The organism is Fluctibacter halophilus (assembly GCF_020687825.1).
Lineage (GTDB): Bacteria > Pseudomonadota > Gammaproteobacteria > Enterobacterales > Alteromonadaceae > Fluctibacter > Fluctibacter halophilus.
The window spans coordinates 1,552,479-1,577,298 of the sequence record NZ_JAJEWP010000001.1; the positions used below are offsets into that span (position 1 = coordinate 1,552,479).

Annotated in this window: 25 protein-coding genes; 9 read left to right on the plus strand and 16 right to left on the minus strand. The window is 51.3% G+C overall.

What is annotated here, in order from left to right:
• The first annotated feature begins 77 nt into the window (after positions 1 to 77).
• Positions 78 to 953: an NAD(+) kinase gene (gene nadK / locus LJ739_RS07355; protein ID WP_229158667.1), complete on the plus strand. Its 876-nt coding sequence runs from the start codon at positions 78 to 80 to the stop codon at positions 951 to 953.
• An 89-nt stretch (positions 954 to 1,042) separates the two neighbouring features.
• On the opposite strand, the gene LJ739_RS07360 is transcribed toward nadK, so the two are convergent.
• From LJ739_RS07360 to LJ739_RS07370, 3 genes are all read right to left on the minus strand, one after another.
• On the minus strand, positions 1,043 to 1,741 hold the full coding sequence (locus tag LJ739_RS07360) for a CPBP family intramembrane glutamic endopeptidase (protein WP_229158669.1): 699 nt from the start codon (positions 1,739 to 1,741) through the stop codon (positions 1,043 to 1,045).
• Positions 1,742 to 1,867: 126 nt separating this feature from the next.
• Positions 1,868 to 2,740, minus strand: coding sequence for a sensor domain-containing protein (locus LJ739_RS07365; RefSeq protein ID WP_229158678.1), 873 nt, complete (start codon positions 2,738 to 2,740; stop codon positions 1,868 to 1,870).
• Positions 2,733 to 3,122 carry a PadR family transcriptional regulator gene (locus LJ739_RS07370; RefSeq protein ID WP_229158680.1) on the minus strand — a complete coding sequence of 130 codons (390 nt, stop codon included), beginning with the start codon at positions 3,120 to 3,122 and terminating at the stop codon, positions 2,733 to 2,735. Before LJ739_RS07370 ends, LJ739_RS07365 begins: the two co-directional genes overlap by 8 nt.
• Positions 3,123 to 3,484: 362 nt before the next feature.
• On the opposite strand from LJ739_RS07370, the gene recN reads away from it, so the two are divergent.
• Together recN and LJ739_RS07380 are read left to right on the plus strand one after the other, a co-directional pair.
• Positions 3,485 to 5,152, plus strand: coding sequence for a DNA repair protein RecN (gene recN, locus LJ739_RS07375; RefSeq protein WP_229158682.1), 1,668 nt, complete (start codon positions 3,485 to 3,487; stop codon positions 5,150 to 5,152).
• A gap of 137 nt (positions 5,153 to 5,289) precedes the next feature.
• On the plus strand, positions 5,290 to 5,646 hold the full coding sequence (locus LJ739_RS07380) for an outer membrane protein assembly factor BamE (protein ID WP_229158684.1): 357 nt from the start codon (positions 5,290 to 5,292) through the stop codon (positions 5,644 to 5,646).
• Positions 5,647 to 5,698: 52 nt separating this feature from the next.
• Here LJ739_RS07380 and LJ739_RS07385 read toward each other — a convergent pair whose 3' ends face one another.
• Positions 5,699 to 6,529, minus strand: coding sequence for a S1 family peptidase (locus LJ739_RS07385; protein WP_229158686.1), 831 nt, complete (start codon positions 6,527 to 6,529; stop codon positions 5,699 to 5,701).
• Between the two features lie 424 nt (positions 6,530 to 6,953).
• Between LJ739_RS07385 and LJ739_RS07390 the strand changes: the two genes are divergently transcribed.
• The gene (locus LJ739_RS07390) at positions 6,954 to 7,238 is read left to right on the plus strand and encodes a YebG family protein (protein WP_229158694.1); all 285 of its coding nucleotides are present in this window, start codon (positions 6,954 to 6,956) and stop codon (positions 7,236 to 7,238) included.
• An 845-nt stretch (positions 7,239 to 8,083) separates the two neighbouring features.
• On the opposite strand, the gene LJ739_RS07395 is transcribed toward LJ739_RS07390, so the two are convergent.
• Positions 8,084 to 8,620 (minus strand): GNAT family N-acetyltransferase, encoded by a 537-nt coding sequence (locus tag LJ739_RS07395; protein WP_229158696.1) that lies wholly within the window; start codon positions 8,618 to 8,620, stop codon positions 8,084 to 8,086.
• A 1,098-nt stretch (positions 8,621 to 9,718) separates the two neighbouring features.
• Between LJ739_RS07395 and LJ739_RS07400 the strand changes: the two genes are divergently transcribed.
• Entirely contained in the window at positions 9,719 to 10,678 is a 960-nt protein-coding gene (locus tag LJ739_RS07400; RefSeq protein WP_229158698.1) for an integron integrase, read from the plus strand.
• A 544-nt stretch (positions 10,679 to 11,222) separates the two neighbouring features.
• On the opposite strand, the gene LJ739_RS07405 is transcribed toward LJ739_RS07400, so the two are convergent.
• Positions 11,223 to 11,489 carry a hypothetical protein gene (locus tag LJ739_RS07405; protein WP_229158700.1) on the minus strand — a complete coding sequence of 89 codons (267 nt, stop codon included), beginning with the start codon at positions 11,487 to 11,489 and terminating at the stop codon, positions 11,223 to 11,225.
• Between the two features lie 80 nt (positions 11,490 to 11,569).
• Positions 11,570 to 11,935, minus strand: a complete 366-nt coding sequence (locus LJ739_RS07410; protein WP_229158702.1) for a hypothetical protein — start codon at positions 11,933 to 11,935, stop codon at positions 11,570 to 11,572.
• Positions 11,936 to 12,447: 512 nt separating this feature from the next.
• Between LJ739_RS07410 and LJ739_RS07415 the strand changes: the two genes are divergently transcribed.
• A complete protein-coding gene (locus LJ739_RS07415; protein WP_229158704.1) occupies positions 12,448 to 12,993 on the plus strand; it encodes a PEP-CTERM sorting domain-containing protein in 546 nt (181 codons plus the stop codon).
• Between the two features lie 122 nt (positions 12,994 to 13,115).
• On the opposite strand, the gene LJ739_RS07420 is transcribed toward LJ739_RS07415, so the two are convergent.
• The 4 genes from LJ739_RS07420 to LJ739_RS07435 all read right to left on the minus strand — a co-directional run bounded on the left by LJ739_RS07420 (position 13,116) and on the right by LJ739_RS07435 (position 16,739).
• A complete protein-coding gene (locus tag LJ739_RS07420) occupies positions 13,116 to 14,459 on the minus strand; it encodes a class II 3-deoxy-7-phosphoheptulonate synthase (RefSeq protein ID WP_229158705.1) in 1,344 nt (447 codons plus the stop codon).
• Between the two features lie 98 nt (positions 14,460 to 14,557).
• Positions 14,558 to 15,307 carry an ATP-binding cassette domain-containing protein gene (locus tag LJ739_RS07425; RefSeq protein WP_229158707.1) on the minus strand — a complete coding sequence of 250 codons (750 nt, stop codon included), beginning with the start codon at positions 15,305 to 15,307 and terminating at the stop codon, positions 14,558 to 14,560.
• Positions 15,304 to 16,269: a FecCD family ABC transporter permease gene (locus LJ739_RS07430; protein ID WP_229158709.1), complete on the minus strand. Its 966-nt coding sequence runs from the start codon at positions 16,267 to 16,269 to the stop codon at positions 15,304 to 15,306. The genes LJ739_RS07425 and LJ739_RS07430 overlap by 4 nt, the downstream gene beginning before the upstream one ends.
• Positions 16,266 to 16,739 (minus strand): low molecular weight protein-tyrosine-phosphatase, encoded by a 474-nt coding sequence (locus LJ739_RS07435; protein WP_229158711.1) that lies wholly within the window; start codon positions 16,737 to 16,739, stop codon positions 16,266 to 16,268. The genes LJ739_RS07430 and LJ739_RS07435 overlap by 4 nt, the downstream gene beginning before the upstream one ends.
• Before the next feature lie 139 nt (positions 16,740 to 16,878).
• Here LJ739_RS07435 and pepE point away from each other — a divergent pair, with 139 nt between their 5' ends.
• Complete coding sequence (gene pepE, locus LJ739_RS07440; protein ID WP_229158714.1) at positions 16,879 to 17,583, plus strand: dipeptidase PepE; 705 nt, start codon at positions 16,879 to 16,881, stop codon at positions 17,581 to 17,583.
• Here the strand turns inward: pepE and bioD are convergent.
• From bioD to bioB, 4 genes are read right to left on the minus strand one after another with little or no spacing between them, the layout of a single operon-like run.
• A complete protein-coding gene (gene bioD / locus LJ739_RS07445; protein WP_229158716.1) occupies positions 17,580 to 18,260 on the minus strand; it encodes a dethiobiotin synthase in 681 nt (226 codons plus the stop codon). The two genes, pepE and bioD, sit on opposite strands and share 4 nt — an antisense overlap.
• A 2-nt stretch (positions 18,261 to 18,262) precedes the next feature.
• Positions 18,263 to 19,060: a methyltransferase domain-containing protein gene (locus LJ739_RS07450; protein WP_229158718.1), complete on the minus strand. Its 798-nt coding sequence runs from the start codon at positions 19,058 to 19,060 to the stop codon at positions 18,263 to 18,265.
• The gene (locus LJ739_RS07455) at positions 19,057 to 20,223 is read right to left on the minus strand and encodes an aminotransferase class I/II-fold pyridoxal phosphate-dependent enzyme (RefSeq protein ID WP_229158720.1); all 1,167 of its coding nucleotides are present in this window, start codon (positions 20,221 to 20,223) and stop codon (positions 19,057 to 19,059) included. Before LJ739_RS07455 ends, LJ739_RS07450 begins: the two co-directional genes overlap by 4 nt.
• A 2-nt stretch (positions 20,224 to 20,225) precedes the next feature.
• Positions 20,226 to 21,317, minus strand: a complete 1,092-nt coding sequence (gene bioB / locus LJ739_RS07460; RefSeq protein ID WP_229158722.1) for a biotin synthase BioB — start codon at positions 21,315 to 21,317, stop codon at positions 20,226 to 20,228.
• A 102-nt stretch (positions 21,318 to 21,419) separates the two neighbouring features.
• Here bioB and bioA point away from each other — a divergent pair, with 102 nt between their 5' ends.
• Positions 21,420 to 22,706 carry an adenosylmethionine--8-amino-7-oxononanoate transaminase gene (bioA, locus tag LJ739_RS07465; RefSeq protein ID WP_229158724.1) on the plus strand — a complete coding sequence of 429 codons (1,287 nt, stop codon included), beginning with the start codon at positions 21,420 to 21,422 and terminating at the stop codon, positions 22,704 to 22,706.
• A gap of 8 nt (positions 22,707 to 22,714) precedes the next feature.
• On the opposite strand, the gene LJ739_RS07470 is transcribed toward bioA, so the two are convergent.
• Positions 22,715 to 23,119 carry a hypothetical protein gene (locus tag LJ739_RS07470; protein WP_229158726.1) on the minus strand — a complete coding sequence of 135 codons (405 nt, stop codon included), beginning with the start codon at positions 23,117 to 23,119 and terminating at the stop codon, positions 22,715 to 22,717.
• A 209-nt stretch (positions 23,120 to 23,328) separates the two neighbouring features.
• On the opposite strand from LJ739_RS07470, the gene asnS reads away from it, so the two are divergent.
• Positions 23,329 to 24,726: an asparagine--tRNA ligase gene (asnS, locus tag LJ739_RS07475; protein WP_229158728.1), complete on the plus strand. Its 1,398-nt coding sequence runs from the start codon at positions 23,329 to 23,331 to the stop codon at positions 24,724 to 24,726.
• Positions 24,727 to 24,820 lie beyond the last annotated feature (94 nt).

The window sequence follows — 24,820 nt, forward strand, 5'->3', positions numbered from 1 at the left end:
ATCAGCCTTACCCTTGCTGACCGTGCGTACCTGCACCCTTTTGTTACCCCAATGCACATGCCAGGAGCCCCTTGCCCATGCGCTATGAACATGTGGGACTGATTGGCAAACCTGCCCATCCGGGCGCCAATATCAGTTTGCAGGCCATCTTCGCGTACCTGCAGGATAAAGGCTGCAACGTATTGGTCGAAGATCGCATTGCCGGTGAGCTAAACGGTGGAAAATGCCAGCCAATGACACTGGATGCCATCGGTCAACAGGCGGATCTGGCCATCGTGGTAGGCGGTGACGGCAATATGCTCGGCGCGGCACGGGAACTGGCCCGGCATGATGTCGCCGTGGTCGGTGTTAACCGCGGGAATCTGGGCTTTCTAACCGACATTAACCCGGACGATTTTGCCCGCCAACTGGACCTTATCTTCGACGGCGAGTCGATGATCGAACAGCGCTTTATTCTGGAAGTGGATGTGCTGCGCGATGGCGCCGTCATGAGCACCAATTCGGCGGTGAATGAAGTGGTCCTCCACCACGGCAAAGTCGCGCACATGATGGAGTTTGAGGTCTACATTGACGAAAACTTCGTGTTCAGCCAACGCTCCGATGGGCTGATAGTCGCGACGCCGACCGGTTCGACGGCCTACTCCTTGTCGGGTGGCGGCCCTATCCTGACCCCCAACCTGGACGCCCTTGCATTGGTGCCGATGTTCCCCCACACCCTGAGCAGCCGCCCGATTGTGGTGGATGCCAACAGCCAGATCCGGATGAAAGTCTCGGCCGAAAATACTGACAACCTGCAGGTCAGCTGTGACAGCCACATTGTGCTGACCGTTCTGCCCGGTGATGAAGTCAGGATCCGCAAAAACCTTGACCGCCTGACCCTGATCCACCCGAAAGATTACAACTACTTCAACGTGTTACGCACAAAGCTGGGCTGGGGCTCGAAACTGTACTGAGATTGTCAAATACACCCGCTATCCGGGTTTAAAGAGACAATGGGTATTGCAGAGGCTGTTACAAACCCATTTGCAATCGTTCGCGTGTATCAATCTGTGCCGAGATACAGGCTGATAAAGGCCACAGAATCAACGACGCCATGAACAACAATGTTGGGCCACAGATTCTTTTTGAGCAACAGGTAGGTGAGTCCAAAAGCCACTGCAATCATGCCTGTCATAATGAAGCCGCGTATCCCTTGGTAACCGTAATGCCCGTACCCGAAAATAAGCGCCGGAACGACAATCGCGATTACCGTCGCCAGCCATGAATTGGGTAAGGCTTCCTGGATCCGCGCCACCAAATAACCACGGAAAAACATTTCTTCGCCAAACGCCGCGGATACCCAAATAATGGTCAACCACATCATCAATTTTGGCAGGTTATCTCTTACCTCTCCAAATCTCGCTTCTACTCCCTCGGATACCTCTAACAACACAGATATCTGGAAGTATTTAGCGATCAACATGACGGAGCCAACCGCAATTGCAAAGGCTAAAAACACCAACATTGCCTGGGGTAGTACCATAAGCTTTGACTTAATCCCCGGCAGCGGTTTTAAACCGTATTGAGCCCATGATTTACCACTGCGGCGCATGTACAGTGACAGCAAAATAAGGGTTGATATCAGCGTAATCGGACCCGCATATTTCCATGTCCACATTGTTATCAACGCTTTGCTGGCCAATGAAAAAACAACAAAGACCAGAATTTCGAGCACGACAAATGTACGACCTGATAACGTCATATAAAAAACCTCTCTGATGACTAAAAAGACAGGATGCAGGCGAGGCGCATCCCTGTTGACGCTCACTCGTGGGTTGACGGTGCCAGCATGTTCGACACCGCCTTTAGGCCCTTGCTGTTGGCAGGGCTAGCGCTTGATTAACAAGTAACTGGCAATACTTGACTGCAAAAGCACTAACACCCGCGTAATATGCATAGACAATGTCATCCCGATGACACCAACAAGGAAGGTGACGGGGAACCAATACCAATCGATATCGATCGCTAAATGTGGTGCAAACGCATGGATTATGGGGTCGACAACGGGCGTCACGATAAACGCCAATGACCCGATGAAGAGCAGACAAGACAAGGCAAAATATGTGGCACTCAACGGCAAGTGCAAAACACTGTAAAAAGCGGCTTTCCAGCCTTGAGGCGATTTCACTGTGCTTAACATAGTTTCCCAAGGTTTTCTGACCACTTTACCCAAACCGCTCGCCTGATTTGGCCGTCTCGGCATGCGCACTCCCAATAGGGTGTTGATCAATTGCCCCTCGATCAGCGCGAGGTAAGACTGTGACCGCAGGAACAAACTCAGCAAAGGCAAACCGACGACAACAACAGATAACACGACTGCGGGCAAACCAAACAGCACTGCCCAGGCGAAATACATAACGCTCAGTGGCAGTGAGACAAAAAAGTAACCCAACGCTTTGTAGTCTTTTACACAGAACAAGGGCTCAAAGAACCCATTGAATCTTGGTCTTTCAACGTCTTTACCATGCAAAAAGCGCTGGACCTCAGATTCCATCTGAATGTATTGGGCAGCAATGTCGGCGGGCTTTCCATAATCAGCAATAAGCGAATCTATCTGTGCTGATGCGTCGCCAGACAGGCCCTCGAGCAAATGGCTCTCCGCATCATATATTGCGTCTTGTATCAGCCCCGCGGGTTGACCCTGCAAGGCCGTTCTTAGTTCAGACAAATACGCCTGAATTTGTACGTGATGTTTAGTCATTGTTTTCACTCAAACCTACGATGTTATTCACTTGTTCCTGGGTCGCACGCCACGTCCTGAGCCATTGCTCAAATACCTTTTGACCCAAAGGCGAAATGCTAAAATATTTTCTTGGTGGCCCGCTGGCTGACAGTTTGACTTCACATTCAAGCAACCCCCGGGCGTGCAGGTTTCGCAGTACGGGATAGATAGCGCCTTGTTTGGCGTTTTTTTCTTGCTGTAAAGCCTTGGCAATTTCATAACCGTACATGGGCGCTTTTGAACGGCTGATAACAGCAAGTAGCATCAACGCAACCGTTCCGGCATTGAGCTCTTTTTGAAACTTTTTCGCTTGCTGCTCCAGCATGTCAGCATCATTGATGTGGTGAATTTTGTTCGTCATTGCCAATAGTATTCAGTTAACACTAGTGACACCTTAACACTAGTGATAACTGAACACTAGTTAGTTTCTCGTGCTAACACGTTTCTAAATGTAACAAGCTAAGGTGAACGCCCTGCTAGCGGCTCGAAACTGATGGGCGTGTTAAACGTTTAAGGGACTGCAGCGTCAGTTGTGGCGGTACTTGTGTCAGTGGTATGCGATACATAAAAGCAGCTACGTTTCATCAGGTGCGACTTTCTGATCGCGTATCATTGAAATGAGTGACTGAAGCGTTAAAACAACAACAAAATGACAGGCGCCTCTTTACAGCGCACAAAATATGTATATATTTACAGTTACTGTATATATCAACAGGATTCTGTATGTTAGCGCATTTGTCGGTTCGTGATTTTGCCATCGTAAAACACCTGGACATTGACCTCCAAACCGGGTTGACCACCATAACCGGTGAAACCGGTGCCGGTAAATCTATCGCCATTGATGCTCTGGGGCTGTGCCTTGGCGAGCGGGCTGAAGCGACCATGGTACGCAAAGGCGCCAGCAAAGCAGAGGTTGTCGCCACCTTCAACCTCACCGCCCTGCCCAATGCCAGACAATGGGTGAATAACCATGAACTGGACGATGGCGACGATGTGATCATACGCCGTATCATTTCCGCCGAAGGCCGCTCCAAAGCCTTTGTAAACGGGGTACCCGTGCCGTTACAACAGCTCAAAGGGCTTGGTGCCCTGCTCGTTAGTGTGCACGGCCAGCACGCCCATCATCAGTTGCTCAAAAGTGACCATCAGTTGCAATTGGTCGACCATGTCGCGGCGCACCCGGATAAACTCACCGCGGTCAGTGATACCTATCGGGCGTTACAAGCCGCCCAACGGGAGCTGGAACACCTGCAGGCATCACATCAACAACGGGCAGATCGTCGTCAGCTGCTGGAGTATCAGGTGCAGGAGCTGGACGCCTTCGCTTTGCAAGAAGACGAGTTCGCCCAGTTGGAAACCGAGCACCGCCGCCTGAGCCACAGCCAAACCCTGCTCGAACAGGCACAGATCAGCGCCTATCAGTTATACGAAGCCGACGAATTTAATGCCTTGGCTGCCGTGCAGAGCAGCCTGGACAAAATCAGCGATCTGCAGGAACACGACGCCAGTTTATCGCCGATTGTGTCGTTGCTGAATGAAGCCGCCATCAACATCGATGAAGCAGCGCAACAGTTGCGTCATTACGCAGATCACCTGGAAATCGATCCGATGCGAATGCAGCAGGTTGAAGCCCGTTATTCTCAGGCGATGGAATTTGCCCGCAAGCATCAGGTAGCACCGGAGCAGTTGTATGCATGCCATCAACAGTTGGTTGCCGAACTGGCGAGCTTGCAACAGGATGACGACGCCCTGACCCAACGTCAGCAAGATGTTGAACGACTAAAACTTGCCTATGTGGATGCCGCCAAAACCCTCAGTGAATCCCGTCGTCAGGCGGCCACAACCTTTGCCAACGAGGTACAAACGCTGGTTCGCACCATGAACATGCAGCAGGCGGCTTTCGAGGTCGCGGTAGACTTCTGCCCGGATCAATCCCCGGGCCTGCACGGTATGGACCGGGTTGCCTTTATGGTCACTACGAACGCCGGACAAGCTGCTGATCGGATGGAAAAAGTGGTCTCCGGTGGTGAGCTCTCACGCATTGGCCTGGCCATTCAGGTCATCACGTCCGATCAACAACAGGTCCCTTCGCTGATCTTCGATGAAGTCGATACCGGCATTTCCGGTGCGACCGCTTCGGTGGTCGGCAAGCTGCTAAGGCAATTGGGTGAGCAGGCACAAGTTTTGTGTGTCACCCACTTACCGCAAGTGGCAGCCTGTGGCCATCAACAAATGTTTGTTGCCAAGTTCAGTGACAGCGAGACGACCGAAACCCACATGATGACACTGGATGAAACGAAACGGGTTGAAGAGCTGGCCCGGCTGTTGGCCGGTGACAAATTGACCGACTCCGCGCTGGCCAACGCCAGGGAGTTACTGAACAACGGCTAAATCGGTTGAAGCCCGGCAGACAACAGGTTAGGATGCCTGCGGTCGGTTGCCGGGCTGAAGTATGCGCTCGCGGCATCGAACCTTTGTGGCATTTACCTGTCTATCCGTGAAGAATGTTCGTAGTTGATAAAATAACAATGAAGTTAAAAAATATTTGTCTCGCCCTTGTCCTGTCTGTTTCATTGTCTGGTTGCGCTGATTGGATCTACCGTATCGATATTCCCCAAGGCAATTTTCTGGATGAAAAAGACGTCAAGCAGCTGCGCATTGGCATGAACAAAGAGCAGGTGACCTATGTACTGGGTAACCCGGTGATCCAGGACAGTTTCGATCAGGACACCTGGTACTATGTGTATGAGATCAAGCGCGGGATGAGTAAGCGCGGCAAGGATTTCCGTAAAGAGCTGGTGATCTCCTTCGAAGATGGCGTGCTGACCCAGGTCACCGGTGATTTTGAATTGTCAGAAGACTTCAACACACCACTCGACCAATAACGACGATATTGCACAAAAAAGGCGCCTGTTGGCGCCTTTTTTAGTCCTCAGTTCAGTCACCGTATTGTGACAATACATCGTCAAGGAAGCTGCGTGCTGCATCGGTGTCGGTACGATAATTAAAATCGTTGCCCACACAGTTGCCGTTTTTGGCCCAGCCAAATGACGTTACCGCCACCACCATGTTGCTGTCTTTGAAAAAAGTCGGGCCGCCACTGTCACCGTAACAGGTACCGCCACCGATACCCGGGTTATTTGAAAACTTGGCGCTAGCCTCACCACTGCCACTCAGGTAGCTGTTTACTTCCAACAACCGCACAGTGCCGCGATAACGCTCATAGTCATTCATTTGAGTCGGTGGCAACGTGCCCTGACGGCCATAACCCACCGCGACAAAAGACTGACGGTCACGCCCGCGCAGGTTTTCCAGGAAGTCCATTGGTGGCAGGCTGGCGAAACCATTAGACGGATAATAGGGTTCTGACAGGATCACCACACCGATGTCATAGGTGGCTGGAAATTCACCATAGTCGGTCCAGTTTGGATGAGCAATCACCGTTTCAGTGGCCATCCACTCATTGTCAAACCACCCTTGCAAGCTCGGATAATCGCCAATCCCGGCCAATGCGTCATTGTTAAACCGTACGTAGGTCAAATCATTGGTGTTCCCGGCTTCTGACACACAGTGCGCTGCGGTCAACATCACCCGGGGAGCAATCATGGTACCGGTACAACTGAAAAAGCCGACCCCATTTTGAACAAACAGCAAGGTACCCACATTGGGGTGCTCATTTCCGTCGGGCTGGCCCCAGGTCACCGCTGTGGCATGGCCTGCCAGCAAACTCAACGCTCCAGCGAACATCAATCTGATCATGTTTTTCATGCTTTGTTCCCGTTTGTTGTTGGTTAAACTGCCTTAAAACCATAGACGGGAGGTAAGAAAACGCCAAACAATGACACAAGGAAGAGCGATAGAGGTGTCACAGCATCGTGACAGAGGGTAAAAAAAAAGCGCGGTAGCAACCGCGCCAAAAAAGTTAGGAAAGATACGTGAATGTTGTCTATGTCCGTCACAACAGTATCAACAGGGATCTCATCGCTTCACGGGGCAAATGAGGTGAAACATTCAACAGTTGAAATTACACAGTAAATCCACTGCTGACTCAACGGCATTGCGATCAACCCCCAAAATCACGGGATCAAACGCGTCATTCAGCGGTACAAATTTATCATTCCACAATACTGTGCATACATACAGCATTACTGTATGGTAGATATCGATATCATTCACGCAAACAGGAGCTAGCATGGCGATCGTGATCCAGTACGTTGTTGAACACAAAGGGGTAGAAAAATTGGTGACCACCGATAAAAAGGCAGCCGATCAATACGACAAGATGCTCGACATTGCAGACAACCTGGCCCAATACCTTGAAGCCAAGGGAATCAAACTTGACCCTCAGTCGATGGAAGAAATGACCGTGATGATGGCGAAGAATAAAACCGCCATCGGCAAGCTGTTCAAAGGCACCCCCGCCGAAACCCTGCTCAGCGACGACAGCGCTGAGGTCGTTGAGATGAAACAGGCATAAGCAGGTACTATTTGGGGGGTGTATCCCCCTATCCCCTGTCAGGCTTAAGCATTGAAGGTCGGTTGAGTGCCAGTAGTGGACATTTATGTCGGGTCGCCGACAGCGACCAGAGGGCGCAGTGCGACGCCCTCTGGACTCCCCGCAGCCCGTATCGCGAAAGACGTTCAACAGCTAGCCAGGCAAGGTGTCACCGCACCCAAAAATGAATCCCGCATCTTCGCTACTGCCTCGACCTCCTGTCTCGGCTGCCACCTTGCTGTTCTGGCTATCTGCTGAACTTCGCTAGAGCGGGCAGTAAGGCTCTGAATATGCAGTGGAGATGAGTGTTGGCTAAGTGCCAGTAGTGGACGGTGGTTAAAGCAAAAGTGAATGGGGGCTTTGCGTGAATAGCAGACTGTTAACGCCCTAATCAGCCGAGCCGCTGTTAGGCGTCGGCTGCATTTGATTGTTATGTTTCATTTTTAACCTTTGTACCAATTGTCATAAACCACAGTGACAAAAATGCGAATACAGCATATTTAGTAACCCGAATATAAAAGCCTGTTGGATTATTTTCCAAAGTGTACAAATTTCCACGACGCAAAAAAGATTCGTTTTCGAGTAACTCGATTAGGCTGCTGCAATTAAATATAACTAGTAGTAAACAGATTACTCTAACAAACCATATAGCGAAAACATTTGCTTCAATTAGGACTAAACCAAATCTCTTTTTCATATTCTCGTTCCTTAAGACTTCAATTCATCCTGAAACATAACGCCTCGCATAACGGGCTAATAAAGCTTGGCTATAATTGGTGAGGCACGAACCAAGCCAAGCTTTATTAGTCCATGCGTTAATGCGTTTGTTATATAGCATTGTACTCATGATTAAGTAACCCTAACTTTAAATCGTTGCACCAATTGCCACCTAATTTAAAGTTATCTCGAATTGTACCTTCATGAGTAAAGCCCAAAGCTTTTAGTAAATTAAATGACGGGGAATTACCTTCAGTGACAGTTGCGATCACTTTATGGAAGTTACATTGATTAAATGCATATTCAATAACGGCTATAGTTGACTCTTTGCCATACCCCTTGCCTTGAAATTTTGGACTTAGCAAGAAGCCAAGTTCAGCTTGTTGATATGGTTCCCACTCAGGATAAAAGCCAGTTACGCCAATTTTATTCCCAGTTGCTTGTTCAATGATTGTTAAAGTTAACCATTGATTTGAAGTCTTTCTCCATTCACCTAAGCGAGAATTAAATCGTTCATTTATTTCAGATTCGGTAAATGGATCGCTGACATATTTGAGTACATCGCTTGATTGATGAAGTTCCTCAAAAAGTTCCCAGTCATCTTTACTAATTGGTTTTAAAGTTAACCTTTGGGTTTCAATTTGCACTGGCTTTCCTTTGCTATATAACGCCCTAATCAGCCGAGCCGCTGTTAGGCGTCGGCTGCATTTGATTGTTATGTTTCATTTTTAACCTTTGTACCAATTGTCATAAACCACAGTGACAAAAATGCGAATACAGCATATTTAGTAACCCGAATATAAAAGCCTGTTGGATTATTTTCCAAAGTGTACAAATTTCCACGACGCAAAAAAGATTCGTTTTCGAGTAACTCGATTAGGCTGCTGCAATTAAATATAACTAGTAGTAAACAGATTACTCTAACAAACCATATAGCGAAAACATTTGCTTCAATTAGGACTAAACCAAATCTCTTTTTCATATTCTCGTTCCTTAAGACTTCAATTCATCCTGAAACATAACACTTTTATAAGGGGCCCGCGCAGTTTGCGGGTCCCTTGCCGCGCTTTTCAGCGGCAACTTGCTTGATGAACTTGTTATGTTTCATTTGTCGTCTTTGACCGGTCCTAGTAAGAGCGTCCAGAAATCACTGTTTAACCTCACGTATAGCCGAGGAAACTTCTTCTCTAATAATGGGTTAATTAGTATTAGCAACATGTCTTTAATACACCATAAAATCAACAAGCCACAGATTGCAAAAATGTAAAGAGGGTGACGCCTGTAGTCCGTGTATCCTGAGCTAAAAAGATGCCAAGACCACAAGCAACCTACTACTGCAAAAGCTATGATCAAAAGGTTAGTTAATATTTTTTTGTTCATATCCTTGTAGTCAATTTTCCTACTGAAACATAACAGTGTATTACTGCGAATTCACGGTATGCCCGTCTCAGAGACACTTCGATGTTCACAGTTTTGTATTAGTTAACCCAATACTAGCAATGGGTTAGCATGCATTGCTACTCTCACGTTGCCATCGAGATTTTGTGGAAAGTGAGAATCAAGGTTTATATAGGTCCCTGTAAATCTGTACTCCCTTAAAAATAGCGAGGCAATTCAAGTAGTTATTCACATCCAACCAGTTGAAAGCGAGAATTCCGCTGCGTGAAAGCGAGAATATTATTAGCAAATTTTCGGTTTTTCATTATAACTGTATATATATACACTTTTTTAGTGGGCGCAATTTTATGTCTGCGTTTATTGAATCAGTACGAGCAGCGTTGAGGACAAAACGTTACAGCCTACAGACAGAAAAATCCTATCTGGCATGGATTAGGAGCTTTATTCGATTTCATGACTTGAAGCACCCTACTGACCTATTCAATGAAGAAATTGAGCAGTTCCTCAGTCATCTAGCCATGAACAGACAAGTCAGTGCGGCAACACAAAACCAAGCCCTGTGTGCTCTCATTTTTATGTACAAGCACGTAGTCAAACGAGAAATTACAGGGTTGAAGTACTCATTCACAAAAAAGCCCAGAAGAATGCCAACTGTTTTGGACGTCCAAGAAGTCAGTACCATCATTGGATTTATGAAAGGCAAGTATCGACTGATTGCGGCGTTGCTATACGGGTCTGGCTTAAGGATCAATGAGGCTCTACGCCTCAGAATCAAAGATATCGATTTTACTAACAAAACCGTATTTGTGTTTCGTGGCAAAGGTGGAAAAGACAGGTACACCTTATTGCCCCAAAAGCTGGTCGAGCCAATCAAACAACAAATCGAAGTATCAAAGAAGGTTCATAAACGTGACCTTGAAGATGGGTTTGGTTTGACATCGCTGCCACCAAGTTTGATTAGAAAATATGGTAATGCGGCTAAAGATACCGCTTGGCAATATCTGTTTACTTCTTCCACTCGTTGCGAGCATCCTCATGACGGTTATGTTTGCCGGCATCATATTCACCAAACCGCATTCAGGAAAAATCTTCGCACGGCAGTTGTTGCAAGTGGTATTAACAAACGTGTCACTGCTCACACATTTAGGCATTCTTTTGCGACTCAGTTATTACTCGGTGGGACAGATATTAGAACAGTACAAGATTTACTTGGTCACAGTGATGTAAGAACGACTGAAATTTATACCCATGTCATTGGATCCCGTTTCAGCGGAACTGCAAGCCCCTTGGACAATCTCGCTTACTAGTTAGGCAGTCGTCAGCAAAGTTGTTCAACGATTCTGTCAATCGGCACCTTTAATCAGTTCTCAAAATTTGGGCTGGTCGGGTTTGGAAATCGTCAAGTGGACAAACCAGAAATTGAACGACCGCTAATTGCCTGAAGCAGACCATCACCAATGAATAAATCAATGTCTGCAATTCGCTCTTCTGCCTACCAGAGTACCCCTTTAGGCGGCCTTGTGCCTATATTGGACCGTGATTAACACTAAAGTGAATGGACGCTTTGGTTGAATAGCTGGCTTTTAACGCCCCTATAAGGAGCATTTGCTGGCCTGCGAAATTCGAGGTTCCGCATGCGAGGAGTTGTCCCAGTGAGCGCAGCGAGTGAGCTTGATCGCTTTGTTAGCTACCATGCGATGTTAAACACATCTTTTGCAAAGGCCAAAGAACGTAAAAATAAACAATGCCAGATATGCCGTTTACTAGGCCAATCATTGCAGGTAACTGTGTTTCAAAGTTAAGCGTTCCGGTTGTCGCAGGGGCAATTACGAACTTAGCTATCGCCATAAACTAGGCCAAAGCGCTCATTGTGAGTAGAAGAAAACCTAACAAAAATCTTTTAAATCCAATTTCACTGAATCGCGAAAAAAGACTAATTAAATATCGTAAAACAACTGCACTTGCCGCAAGCCCCAAAAGCATAGTGCCCGGAGAACCAACTATAATCGTCGTAATATAAATGAACTCGTTCTGAAAGAAATCTTGAAAGGCTAATGCGCATACAAAAGCCGTAACGACTGACAAGAACTGATACGCCTTAAGCTGTTTAATCTCCATGACTTTCCTTGTGGTAGATAACGCGTTTCTAAGGGAGCCGGAGCATTCCAGTGAGCGAAACGAGCGACTTAAGCAAATTGTTAGTGGGCAATGATAACATGAGCCTCCTTAGTAGAGCTTTCCGGGGGACCATAGCGTTTAGTTACATCTGCGCCCTTTGTGAATGGTGTCTCTTCTAAAATTGGCTTTACAACCAAAAATAGGCGATCTGCATCGGGCCCATACATGTATAGAAAGCCATCACTGCCATCTACTGCAATTTCATTGCCGTCATACTCACCTACACCTGATTTTGTTATTGCCTTTTCCAATTTATCTTCGAGAGCAAAAAGACGTGTGAGGTCTTTTGACCCATAGTTATAAAAGTGAACGATGACTGCTTGCTCTTGAGCAAAAACAGAAAAGCTAGCTGAGGTTAGTAGTATAAAAATCAGTAAAGAACGCACTTTATATCCCCTAACAGCGTATTTCTGCCATTTCGCGGTATGCCCGTTTCACCACCACTTCGACGTCCACAGCTATCTATTAATTATCCCAATAGTAGCAATGGGTTAGCATGCGTTGCTACTCTCGCGTTGCCGTCGAGATTCTGTGGAAAGTGAGTAGAATATCAGCAACGTCTAAAACGGCGTGATTGAATGTCTGCTCTTTGTTTGAAAACCGATCTGTCAAAGTTGAACTAATCAACGTCCACTACTCGCTCTTTATTCCCTTTCACATTACAGGTAGAGAGGTAGCTAAACCAACGTATCAAACGAAACGCTTACAACGTCCTTCCCTGCAAAAAGTTTCGTCGGAAAAATTTACAGGTTTTTAGACTTCTAATATTTTTTCCATATATATCAATATCTTAAAAATGGCCCAGCAATTGCTTATTAAATTATGTTTAACGCCGTCGTCCGGGTAGTCAACGGGTTAATTAATGGATTAGTGAAAAATTGAGAAGAGAGTAGTCGTTATGAATCTGTTTAAAAATGTAAAAGGCTTATTAGCTGCGGGCGTACTGGCTTTTGGCACACTGCCAGCACACGCTTCTATCATCACCCTCGACAGTGGATGGCAAAGTTTTTCGTTTGATGACGTTGGTTCTGCATGGAGCCAGACATTCGAATTCACCCTGACCGATACCGCTTGGTTCTCTGTCACTGACGCTTACCTGTCAGGTGATCAGTTTGAGTTCTTCGTTAACGGTGCTTATATCGGTGTTACTTCTGCACCTACCTCGCAAGGCGACCAAATCAGCAATAACTTTGATGGCGCTTTCGCTGATAGCCGTTGGAGTTCAGCGGAAATCATGCTGACTGCAGGCAGCTATGTGGTTTCAGGTTCAACCGTGCTGTCACCATACGGTTCTGGCGGCGCTGCCGTTCAACTGAGCAGCCAATCCATGGGCGGTCCGGTATTTACCGACCCTACGCGGGTTTCTGAACCCGGCACAGCCGCAATGTTGTTTTTGGCGGTAGCTGGCTTGTTCCTGCGCAACCGCAAGCACGCTGCGCGATAACATCGGGAAGCCCTCGGCACCTGAGCCCAGAGAAGGCTATTTGCCCTCTCCAAAATTAGTAAGAACATAAAAAAGCGCGGTACATGACCGCGCTTTTTTTGTTTTCGTTCCCAACCGCTGAATCAGTCTGCGCGCAGGTGATCGGCGACCAAAAAGGCCATTTCCAATACCTGATCCGCATTCAGACGGGGATCGCACTGGGTGCGGTAAGCCTCGGCCAAATCGTCATCGCTGATTTGATATGCGCCACCGGTACATTCGGTCACATGCTGACCAGTCATCTCCAAATGAATACCACCAGGGTGGGTTCCTTCGGCTCGGTGGGCAGCGAAGAACTGCTGTATTTCGCGCAAGATGTCGTCAAAGTTACGGGTTTTATACCCACTTGACGCCTTTTTGGTGTTGCCGTGCATGGGGTCGGAACTCCACACCACCTTGCGGCCTTCGGCTTTCACCCGGCGCAACAGACGTGGCAGATTGTCTTCCAGGTTATCGGCGCCCATGCGCGTGATCAGGGTCAGTCGCCCTGCTTCGTTATTCGGGTTGAGGGCATCAATCAGACGGATCAAGTCGTCGTCCTGCATGCTTGGCCCCACCTTGACACCAATCGGGTTGTGGATGCCGCGGAAGAATTCAACGTGGGCATGATCCAACTGACGGGTACGCTCACCAATCCAGACCATGTGCGCCGAACAGTTATACGGTTTACCGGTCAGGGTATCAATCCGGGTCAACGCCTGCTCATAATTGAGCAAAAGCGCTTCATGGCTGGTAAACAGGCTGGTTTCATGCAAGGTCGGGGTATTCTTGGCATTGATGCCGATCACGTCCATGAATGACAACGTATCCTGCAGGCGACGGGCCATGTCCTGGTAACGATCCTTGAGAGGATTGTTCTCCACAAATGCCATGTTCCAGCGATTCACCTGATGGAGATCCGCCAGGCCCCCCTGTGCGAACGCACGCAACAGGTTCAGCGTAGCCGCGCTGCGGTGATAGGCATCCAGCAGGCGATTCGGATCCGGGCGGCGCGCCGCTTCGGTGAATTCAAAACTGTTGATGATGTCGCCGCGATAACTTGGCAATGTAACCCCGTTAATGGTTTCAAGGTCTGAAGAGCGAGGCTTGGCATACTGGCCTGCCATGCGAGCGACCTTGGTGACCGGGCAACGGCCTGCAAAGGTCAGTACGATGGCCATTTGCAACAACACCTTAAAGGTGTCGCGAATTTTCGGCGCGTTAAACTCGCTAAACGACTCCGCGCAGTCTCCCCCTTGCAGCAAAAAACCGTTACCTTCCGCAACATCGCCCAGTTGACGAAACAGCTCTCGGGTTTCCTCGGCAAAAACCAACGGAGGATAACTCTTGAGGGTTGCTTCAACGTCGGCCAGGCGGGCCGGATCGTCATATTGAGGTTGTTGCAGGATTGGCTTACTACGCCAACTGTCTACTTGCCACTGGCTCACTGTGATTCCTTGTTCGAATGGGTTGAAATGGAGGAGTTTAAACGGCTTGTCGGCCGCACCTTGAACTTACGACCTTAACCGGCAAATTTCAACGCAATTTACGGCTTTTCTAGACTTGTTTGAAATAACCTATGCGCACAAACACCTTCGTGGGCAATAACATCACAGTCAAAGGCGCGGCTCAGGGTCTTTGCAGACATGACGTCGTGGGGCTCGCCACTGGCCAGTACTTGTCCATCACGCAGCACCAAAACCTTGTCAGCATAGGCCTCACACAGGCTTAAATCGTGATGACTGACGACCACCAGGTTGCCTTTTCCGGCCAGCCATTGCAGCAGGTGAAACAGTAAATGCTGATGACGAAAATCCAGTCCCAATGTGGGTTCATCCAGCAATACCAGTCCCTCACCGGCCATCAGTGCAGGCCAGATGGATAACAACACACGACACACATGCACGCGACGGGCTTCGCCGCCGGACAACTGATTTAATGGCCGGGCCAAAAATGGCCCTATCTCAGTGGCATCGAGCAAGGCTTCCGGCAAGGTATGGGATGAAAAGAACTGCAACGCATCGGCGGCGGTCAAGGCGAACACACTGGGCGGCTGCTGCAACAGCAGTGCGCGCTGACGGGCCAACTCGGACAGCGCATACCCATCGACATCCGTGCCGTTCCACAACACCCTTCCGTGACTGAGCGGCAGCAACCCCGCCATGCTGTGCAGTAAGGTGCTTTTACCGGCACCATTGGGGCCAATGACATGCACCATCTGGCCTGCCTGCCAGGTCATTGATAATGGCGCTAAGCGTGACGCGACTGCGGCCTCCTGCAGTTGTAAACCGTTCATCGTGCTTGTCCTGCCTGACGCATCAAGGCCCACAGGAACAACGGACCGCCCACCGTCGCAGTGATCATGGACACCGGTAATGTCAATGTCATCACTCCGGTAGACAACCAGCCCACCCATACCATCAACAGCGCGCCGCACAGCGCCGACATCGGCAGAATAATTCGGTTGTCATAACCGAGCCATTGACGCAAAAAATGAGGCACGAGCAGGCCGACAAACGCAATCGAGCCAGCGATCGAGACGGCAACGCCCACCAACACCGCACTGCACAACAACGCGGTGGCGCTGAAGCGGTGCACGTTGAGACCGGCCAGCTGCGCCTCTTTGCTCCCCAGGTATAACCAATTTAACGGTTTACCCTGCCCCAGCAAATAGCCCACACACAGCACCACCACCGGAAGGGCAATCGACAACACCGGCCAGTTGGCCTGATGCAGCGAGCCCATCAGCCAGAACAATAAGTTGCGCATGGATTCAGCATCTGAAAACAGGTGCAGCCAGGCCACAATGGCGCCGCACAAGGTGGAGATGGCGATACCAGCGAGGATCACTGTGTTGCCACCGTCAGGGGCACGACGGGCCAGGCGGTAGATCAGCAGGGTTGAGGTCATCGCGCCAACAAAACAAAACAGTGGTAGGCCGTATTGCAGGGCATGAAATGCCACGCCCTGACCAATCAACAGGTACAGGGCCGCACACAGGCTGGCGCCGCTGGTGATCCCGATAATGCCCGGATCGGCCAAGGGATTTCTGAGCAGCACTTGCAGCACCGCGCTGCTTAACGACAGCGCGGCCCCGACGATCAACGCGGTTAACAATTGCGGCAACCGCAATTCCAGCAGAATTTGCTGATCCAGCGCTGACAATGGCCAGCCATTAAGCCCCTGCAAAAGGGTAAACGTGGCACTGGCCAGCATCAACATCAGGGTTATGAACAGCAGCCGCGCGTGTGCTGTCACTGTTGTGCCTGGATGCGGTCCAACAACCCTTCGCTGGCCTGCTCAATCAAATCCAGCACATATTCGAAGCCCCGCTGGCCACCATAATAGGGATCGGGTACTTCAGCATCGGCATCACCGGTGAAGGCCAGAAACAGATCGACCTTGTGGTGCAAGTGTTCAGGACAAGCCGCGAGCAAATCTTCACGGTTGCTGTGGTCCATGGCAATGATGTAGTCAAACACTTCGAAGTCATTCGGATCGACACGGCGACACTGCACGCCGGAAAAGTCGTAGCCCCTCTGCTCGCCGACTTCACGGCTGCGAGCATCTGGCGGGCTACCAACGTGATAGCCAGCGGTACCGGCGGAATCGATGGTCAAGGTCATGCCACGTTGCCGGGCTTTGTGTCTGAACACGGCCTCTGCCGTCGGTGAGCGACAAATGTTTCCCAGGCACACAAACAACACGGCCGGTTGTTGAGCTGGCATAAAACCTCCTTCAGTGAATTAATGGGTGGCATTCTGCCATGAATGCCGTAAAAACCATGTTGTCGACCTGCGACCGGCCGACAAGACATGTTATTCTAACGGCCTGTCTTTCGTCGTCTAGCAAAAATAGGAACAGACTTTGAATTTATTGATGTTAAGCAGCTCCCGGGCCGGTACCGAAGACTACCTGGCTTCCGCCCGGCCGATGATTGAGCAGCACCTGGATGAGGTGCGTGATGTGGTCTTTATTCCCTATGCCGGTGTCACCCTGAACTGGGATGACTACACCGACAAGGTGCAACAGGCATTGCCTACGCTGAACATTACCGGCATTCATACCTACGCCGACCCGGTAGACGCGCTTCAAGACGCCAAGGCGGTATTGGTGGGCGGTGGCAACACCTTTCACCTGCTGCACACCCTGTATGAAAACAGTCTCATTGAGCCACTCAGGCAGCGTGTCGCTGACGGGCTTCCCTACGTTGGCTGGAGTGCCGGCTCTAACATCTGCGGGTTATCAATCCGTACCACCAATGACATGCCCATCATCGAACCGGCCAGCTTCACTGCATTGGCACTGGTACCGTTTCAGATCAACCCTCATTACAGTGACTATCAGCCGCCCGGGCACAATGGTGAAACCCGCGCCGAGCGGATTGCGGAATTCTGTGCGCTGAACCCAACCACCCCGGTAATTGGCATTCGCGAGGGCACAGGGCTATTGCGCAAGGGCAATACACTGCAACTGACCGGCCCGTTACCGGGTGTGGTGTTCAAAGGGACTGAGGTTTCTGAACTGTCGGCAGGTAGCAATCTGGACCACTACCTGACTGAAACGGCCTAAGCCCGCAACCAGTCGAGGTCGTTCAGATAGCTGGCGGCCTCGGCAGTACTACTGACATGGGGTACATGACCCAGACAAGGGGCAGGCAACAATTCATGTAATGTGTCGATGTTGTCCTGATGGTACAACATGGTCGGATCCACATCGTTGGCAATCCAGCCTGCCAGTGTCAGCCCATCCTGACGAATCGCTTCCGCGGTCAGTACCGCATGATTCAGACACCCCAGCTTCATGCCGACCACCATGATCACCGGCAATTGCCGTGCAATGGCCAGATCGGAAAGGTAGCCATTACCTGACAACGGCAGTCGCCAGCCACCGGCACCTTCAACCCAGACAATATCCGTTTGCAGCGCACACAGGGCATCCAATCCGTCCACCAAGGTCGGCATGTCAATCGTCACCCCCTGCCGTCTGGCGGCCAGGTGAGGCGCCACCGGATCGGCAAACGCAATGGGGTTAACCGCATCATAGGCCAGTTCCGGCTGACAATGGCGCTGCAAGCTCAGCGCATCGCTGTTGCGCAAGCCTTGGGGCGTTTGCTCGCATCCCGCTGACACCGGTTTATAACCGACACTGGTGATCCCTTGCGCTGCCGCGGCCTGCATCAATGCACAGGTAACCCAGGTTTTACCCGCATCGGTATCGGTACCGGTGATGAAATACGCTGTTGCCATGCCTAATCTGCCTTTTTAAACCGAAGTGCGGTGACGCAATAACTCAAAGGTAATCCCCGCTGTGTGCCATAACGGGCCTCATAAACAGAGGCCAGGCGGCGGAAGTCCTGTCGACTCATCGGTGCAGATCGCTGCACGGTGACCACATTTGCCCCCACGTCTTTGACCGAATGCAACAGTGAAAACAACGTGTCATGGTAGGTAACAAAACGTTGTTCAGTGGCGGATACACGTAGGCCCACATTCCTGGCGGCATTCAGCCAGCGTTGGAAAGAGAGAAAGCGATTGACCGGTGCCACCACGCCGAGCTGTTCGCAGCTGTCACGCAGCTCCTTAAAAGAGCCTTGGGTCATCATCGCATACACGCCACTGCCGCCGGCGCGCAGCACTCTTTGCGCCTGAGCCAGTACCACTTCAGGTTGTTGACACCATTGCAACGCCATACTGGAAAAGACACCGTCAAACTGGCCTTCTGCGAACGGCAGTTGCTCTGCATCGCCCCGCTGCCAATGTATGACGTCACTGCGCTGGCGAGCTACCGCCAGCATTCCGTCGGCCAAATCCACCCCGGTGACGAGATTGGCCTTGGTCAGTAACTCACAGGTTTCCCGGCCGGTGCCACACCCCACATCCAACACATGCTCCATTCCGCTTGGCAAGTGTGTCATCGCCCAGCGGGCAATGTCGTGTTGCACCTGGGCGACACCATCGTAGTGTTGTGCCGCGCGACTGAACTGCTCGGCAATGTGCTGTTTGCTCACATCCTCGGAATCACTCATCACAACTTGCGCAAAGGTCATAAGGGACTTCCTTTGGGCAAGGCCACCACCAGTGCATCAACCAGTGCTTCTATATCACGGGTCTGATGACTGGCTGACAGTGTAATGCGCAGACGCTCGGTGCCTTTGGGGACCGTTGGGCTACGCATCCCCACGACCCACAACCCCAGCTCGCGCAGACGGGCGCTGGCCTGCATGACGCGGTCGTTGCTGCCCAGCACCAGCGGCTGGATCGCACTACCTGATGGCATCAGTGACAGGTTGTGTTCGTCGGCAAGGTGGCGGAACAACGACACATTGCTGGCCAACTGCTGACGACGTTGTCGGGCATCGTCAGACTGGATACTGGCCAGCGTCGCCATCGCCTGGGCAGGCGGTATCGCGGTGGAGTAGACATAGTGGCGGGCAAAATTGATCAGGCTGTCAATCACCGTCTGGCTGCCTGCAATGAAGGCCCCGGCAGTGCCGATGGCTTTACCGAATGTCCCCATTACGACCGGCACGTCGGCCTGACTCAGGTTGTAAGCTTCCACCACCCCCAGGCCATTTTCACCCAGCACACCAAAGCCATGGGCATCATCCAGCATCAACCAGTGTTCATGGGCCTTGGCCAATGCCACCAGCTCATTCACCGGCGCTTCATCACCGTCCATACTGAACACCGATTCGCTGGCAATCAGGGTATCTTGCGGCGCTCCAGACAACCGTCGCTTCAGATCCGCCATGTCATTGTGGGCGAAGCGACTAAACTGGGCCTCACTCGACAAGGCGCCATCAATAAACGACGCATGCATGTATTTATCGGCCAGCAACAAACTGTCTTTGTGGCCCAGCACATGGCAAATCGCCTGATTGGCGGCACAGCCCGACCCGAACACCACCACCGCGTCGCGGTTCAGGGCACTGGCCAGATGCTGTTCGAGGGCATGATGGGCTTCGGTGTATCCACACACCAGGGCTGATGCGCCGCTCCCGGCGCCATACTGGCTCATGCCTTTCAACCAGGCTTCGAGCACCTCCGGCGACTGGCGCATGCCCAGATAGTCATTGCTGGCAAAATTCAGGTACGGGATGTTGTCCACGTACAGCAATGCCCCGGCACTGCTCTGCACACAATGGCGCTGACGCAATAAGCCGTCTGCAGCACGCTTGTCCAACGCGCTCTGAAGATGCGCAAAGGCCATGTTCAGTCCACGCTGGCCGGCACCGGTGTCACCGGCTTGCTGGCATCATAGAACAGCGCATCGTCATTGCGTTGTTCAATTTCTTCCAGCAATGCTGCTTCATGGGCCTCATCGGAATACTCGCGGGTTTTCTCGGTATTGATCCCCAGTTTACGGAACAGCACCACGTCTTCGTGGGTATCCGGGTTTGAGGTGGTGAGCAATTTACAGCCGTAGAAAATCGAATTTGCACCGGCCATGAAACACAGCGCCTGCATCTGTTCGTTCATCGCTTCACGGCCCGCCGACAAGCGTACGTGGGACTTGGGCATCATGATGCGGGCAACAGCAATGGTGCGAATGAATTCAAAGGGGTCCAGATCATCAATGTTGTCCAGCGGTGTACCCTGAACCTTAACCAACATGTTGATTGGTACACTTTCGGGGTGCCGCTCCAGGTTGGCTAACTGCAGCAACAAACCGGACCGGTCGTTGGCTTTTTCACCCATCCCAACGATACCGCCAGAGCAGACGTTCATGCCGGCATCCCTGACATTCTGCAGGGTATCCAGACGGTCCTGATAGGTGCGGGTGGTGATGATATCCCCGTAATAGTCAGGTGAAGTATCCAGGTTGTGGTTGTAGTAATCCAACCCTGCCTGCTTTAAGGCGACCGCCTGGTCACGGGTCAACATGCCCAGTGTCATACAGGTTTCCAGACCGAGCTTCTTCACCTCTCGCACCATTTCCAGTACGTAGGGCATGTCACGCTCTTTGGGGTTACGCCAGGCTGCGCCCATACAGAATCGGGTCGATCCGGTTTGTTTGGCTTCTTTGGCGCGCTCAATCACTTTGGCGACTTCAAGCAAGCGTTCTTTTTCCAGTCCGGTGTCGTAGCGTGCACTTTGCGGACAGTATTTGCAGTCTTCGGGACAGGCGCCGGTTTTGATCGACAACAATGTGCTGACCTGCACTTCATTGGGATTAAAATGTTGGCGATGGACGCTTTGTGCCTGGAACACCAAATCGTTAAACGGCATGGCAAACAATGCATTCACTTCTTCGAGCGTCCAGTCGTGACGGACGCTACCGTACTGTGTAGGGTTCACAGACATGTTGGGGGGATCCTTTACTTACTCTTAATGGTGGCTTAGTCTACGGGGCCTAACTCCATTGTCAATCAAAGCAGACCAGCAAACTTTACAAGTGAGCATTTTTTGAGCATACCTAGTGAACAACGCCTCGCCTTTGATCAGGCGCATATCTGGCATCCGTACACCTCAGCCATTAACCCACTGCCCTGCTATGAAGTGCGCCGGGCCGAAGGTGTCTACCTCGAACTGGCCGATGGCCGCCAATTGGTCGATGGCATGTCATCCTGGTGGGCAGCCATTCACGGCTACAATCACCCACGTCTGAACAAGGCCGTCTCAACACAATTGGAGGACATGGCCCACGTCATGTTTGGTGGCATTACCCATGCCCCCGCGATTGATTTGTGCGACCAACTACTCAACATGGCCCCCAGCGGACTCAACCGCGTGTTTCTGGCCGACTCAGGTTCGGTGTCGGTGGAAGTGGCGATGAAAATGGCGTTGCAGTATTGGGCCTGCCAGGGGGCACCTGAAAAACACCTGTTTGTGACCCCGCGTAACGGCTATCACGGCGATACGTTCGCCGCTATGTCAGTGTGTGATCCGGTCAACGGCATGCACAGTCTGTTTCAGAACGCCCTGCCCCAGCAGGTGTTCGCTCCCGCGCCGCAGACCCGATTCGACCAACCCTGGAATGAAGACGACATTGCACCGCTGGAAGAGTTGTTACAGGCCCATCAGCATCAGGTCGCGGCGGTTATCCTCGAGCCGATTGTACAGGGCGCCGGCGGCATGCGAATATACCACCCTGAGTACCTGCACCGCGCCCGGCAACTGTGCGATCAATACAACGCCCTGCTGATCTGTGATGAGATTGCCACCGGTTTTGGTCGTACCGGCAAGCTGTTTGCGTGTGAACATGCCAACATCAGCCCGGATATCCTGTGTGTCGGCAAAGCATTGACCGGTGGTTATATGACCCTGGCAGCCACCTTGTGCAGCGAAGATGTGGCGCTGGGTGTTTGTCAGGGACAACCCGGTGTGTTCATGCATGGCCCTACCTATATGGGAAATCCACTGGCTTGTGCGGTCGCGGGCGCGAGCCTGTCACTGATCAATCAGGGCGACTGGAAACACCAGGTCAGTGCCATTGAAGCGCAACTGCAACACTCCCTGCCCCGCTGTCTGACGCTGCCAGGGGTAGCGGATGTCCGGGTGCTGGGTGCGATCGGTGTGGTGGAGACCAAACAAGCGGTCGATGTGGCCGCGTTGCAGCGCCAGTTTGTTGACGCCGGCGTATGGATACGCCCGTTTGGTAAACTGGTGTACATCATGCCGCCCTACATCATCAAGCCTGAGCAGTTACAGCAGCTGTGTGACACTATTTACACGGTATTGAGCAAACTGTAAAAGCGATGTCAGGGTGCGGCTGTTCCAAGGGCCTGGATCCCATAGTAGATCCAGGTCAGGGCAACGGCCGACACCACCAGCAAAATGAACATGTTGACGCCGAGGAAATCCTGCTTTCTGCGACTACGTTGGCGCTTGAGCACAATCACCAATACCGAAATCGCCACACACACTGCCAGCAAAATCACCAGATAGCCACTGAGTCCCCCGACCCAGCCGGTGCGGCCTTCCATGCCCCAGAAGGTCTGCACACCAGAAATAAGTTCAGGCCGTGCATAGTGAAAGACCACCATGGCAACCACGAATACTACCCACGCGACAATATTGATCCCGACCACGAAGCGGTAGAATCCATCGTTGCTGCGCGGTGTTTGGCGTCTGTCGACACCGTCCCACTCAGGTTCTTCACTCATAATGTGCCTGTCCGACTGATTTTTACTTGTTTCTGCCTGTCAGCTAAGTAAGATTACACACCTTATTCAGATAGTCGAGTACGTTGCCTGGTTAGCAAGTTATGCCCAGCGTGCCGATAGCCGAAAAAATGTCGTCCGATTGCCGTATTTTGGTTTTCCCGAGTGGCCGTGCAACGGACCTGCTGTAGTGAAACGTGTGGAGAAAATTGATGGCCCATGCCCCTGTGGTTGATGTGTTGGCTGGCAAGTTCGCGATTGGCGAACAAGTCGAGGTAAAAGGATGGGTACGTACCCGTCGTGACAGTAAAGCAGGATTGTCGTTCGTTGCATTGCACGACGGCAGCTGCTTCGATCCTGTACAAGTCATTGCCTTGAATTCGCTGCCCAATTACGCCGACGTTCAGCGACTGACCACAGGGTGTTCACTGGCCGTTACCGGCACGGTGAAAGCGTCTCAGGGTCAGGGCCAGGCGGTGGAAATTGAAGCCACAGCCATTGAAGTACTGGGTTGGGTTGAAAACCCGGACACCTATCCGATGGCCGCCAAACGTCACAGCATCGAATATTTGCGCGAACACGCACACCTGCGCGCGCGCACCAATGTGATTGGCGCGGTTACTCGCGTTCGCAACTGCCTTTCCCAGGCCATTCATCGCTTCTTTCATGAGCGCGGTTACTTCTGGATCAGCACCCCGATCCTGACCGCCAGTGATACCGAAGGTGCCGGTGAAATGTTCCGTGTATCAACTCTGGACATGATGAACATTCCCAAAACCGAGCAAGGTGAGGTGGATTACAGCCAGGACTTTTTCGGCAAGGAAACCTACCTGACGGTATCCGGCCAGTTGAACGTTGAAACTTACTGTACAGCGATGTCCAAAGTGTACACGTTCGGCCCAACCTTCCGGGCCGAGAACTCCAACACCAGTCGCCATTTGGCCGAATTCTGGATGATCGAGCCGGAAGTGGCGTTTGCCGACCTGAACGACATTGCCGGCCTGGCAGAGGACATGCTGAAGTACGTGTTTAAAGCGGTGCTGGATGAGCGTGCCGACGACATGGCGTTTTTTGCCCAACGGATCAACAAAGACGCCATCAGCCGTCTGCAACAGGTTATCGAGCAAGATTTTGTGCGCATGGATTACACCGATGCCATCGACATCCTTAAAGCCAGCGGCAAACAATTTGAGTTCCCGGTGGAATGGGGTGTTGACCTGTCATCCGAGCATGAACGTTACCTGGCCGAAGAGCACGTGGGTGCACCCATCATCATGCAGAACTACCCCAAAGACATAAAAGCCTTCTACATGCGCATCAACGACGATGGCAAAACCGTTGCCGCCATGGATGTGCTGGCGCCCGGCATTGGCGAAATCATTGGTGGCTCCCAGCGTGAGGAACGCCTTGACGTGTTCGATCAACGTCTCGAAGACATGGGCCTGAACAAAGAAGACTATGCCTGGTACCGTGACTTGCGTCGCTACGGCACCGTGCCACATTCCGGTTTCGGCCTCGGTTTTGAGCGTCTGGTCGCTTACGTTACCGGCATGCAGAACGTGCGGGATGTGATCCCCTTCCCGCGAACACCGGGCAATGCAAACTACTAAGTGTTACGTTAGAAAACGTCGGCATCGCCGGCGTTTTTTTTGCCCGCACAAAGAGTGGGAAGGTCAGATGAATATTGTGTATGCTGTAAACATC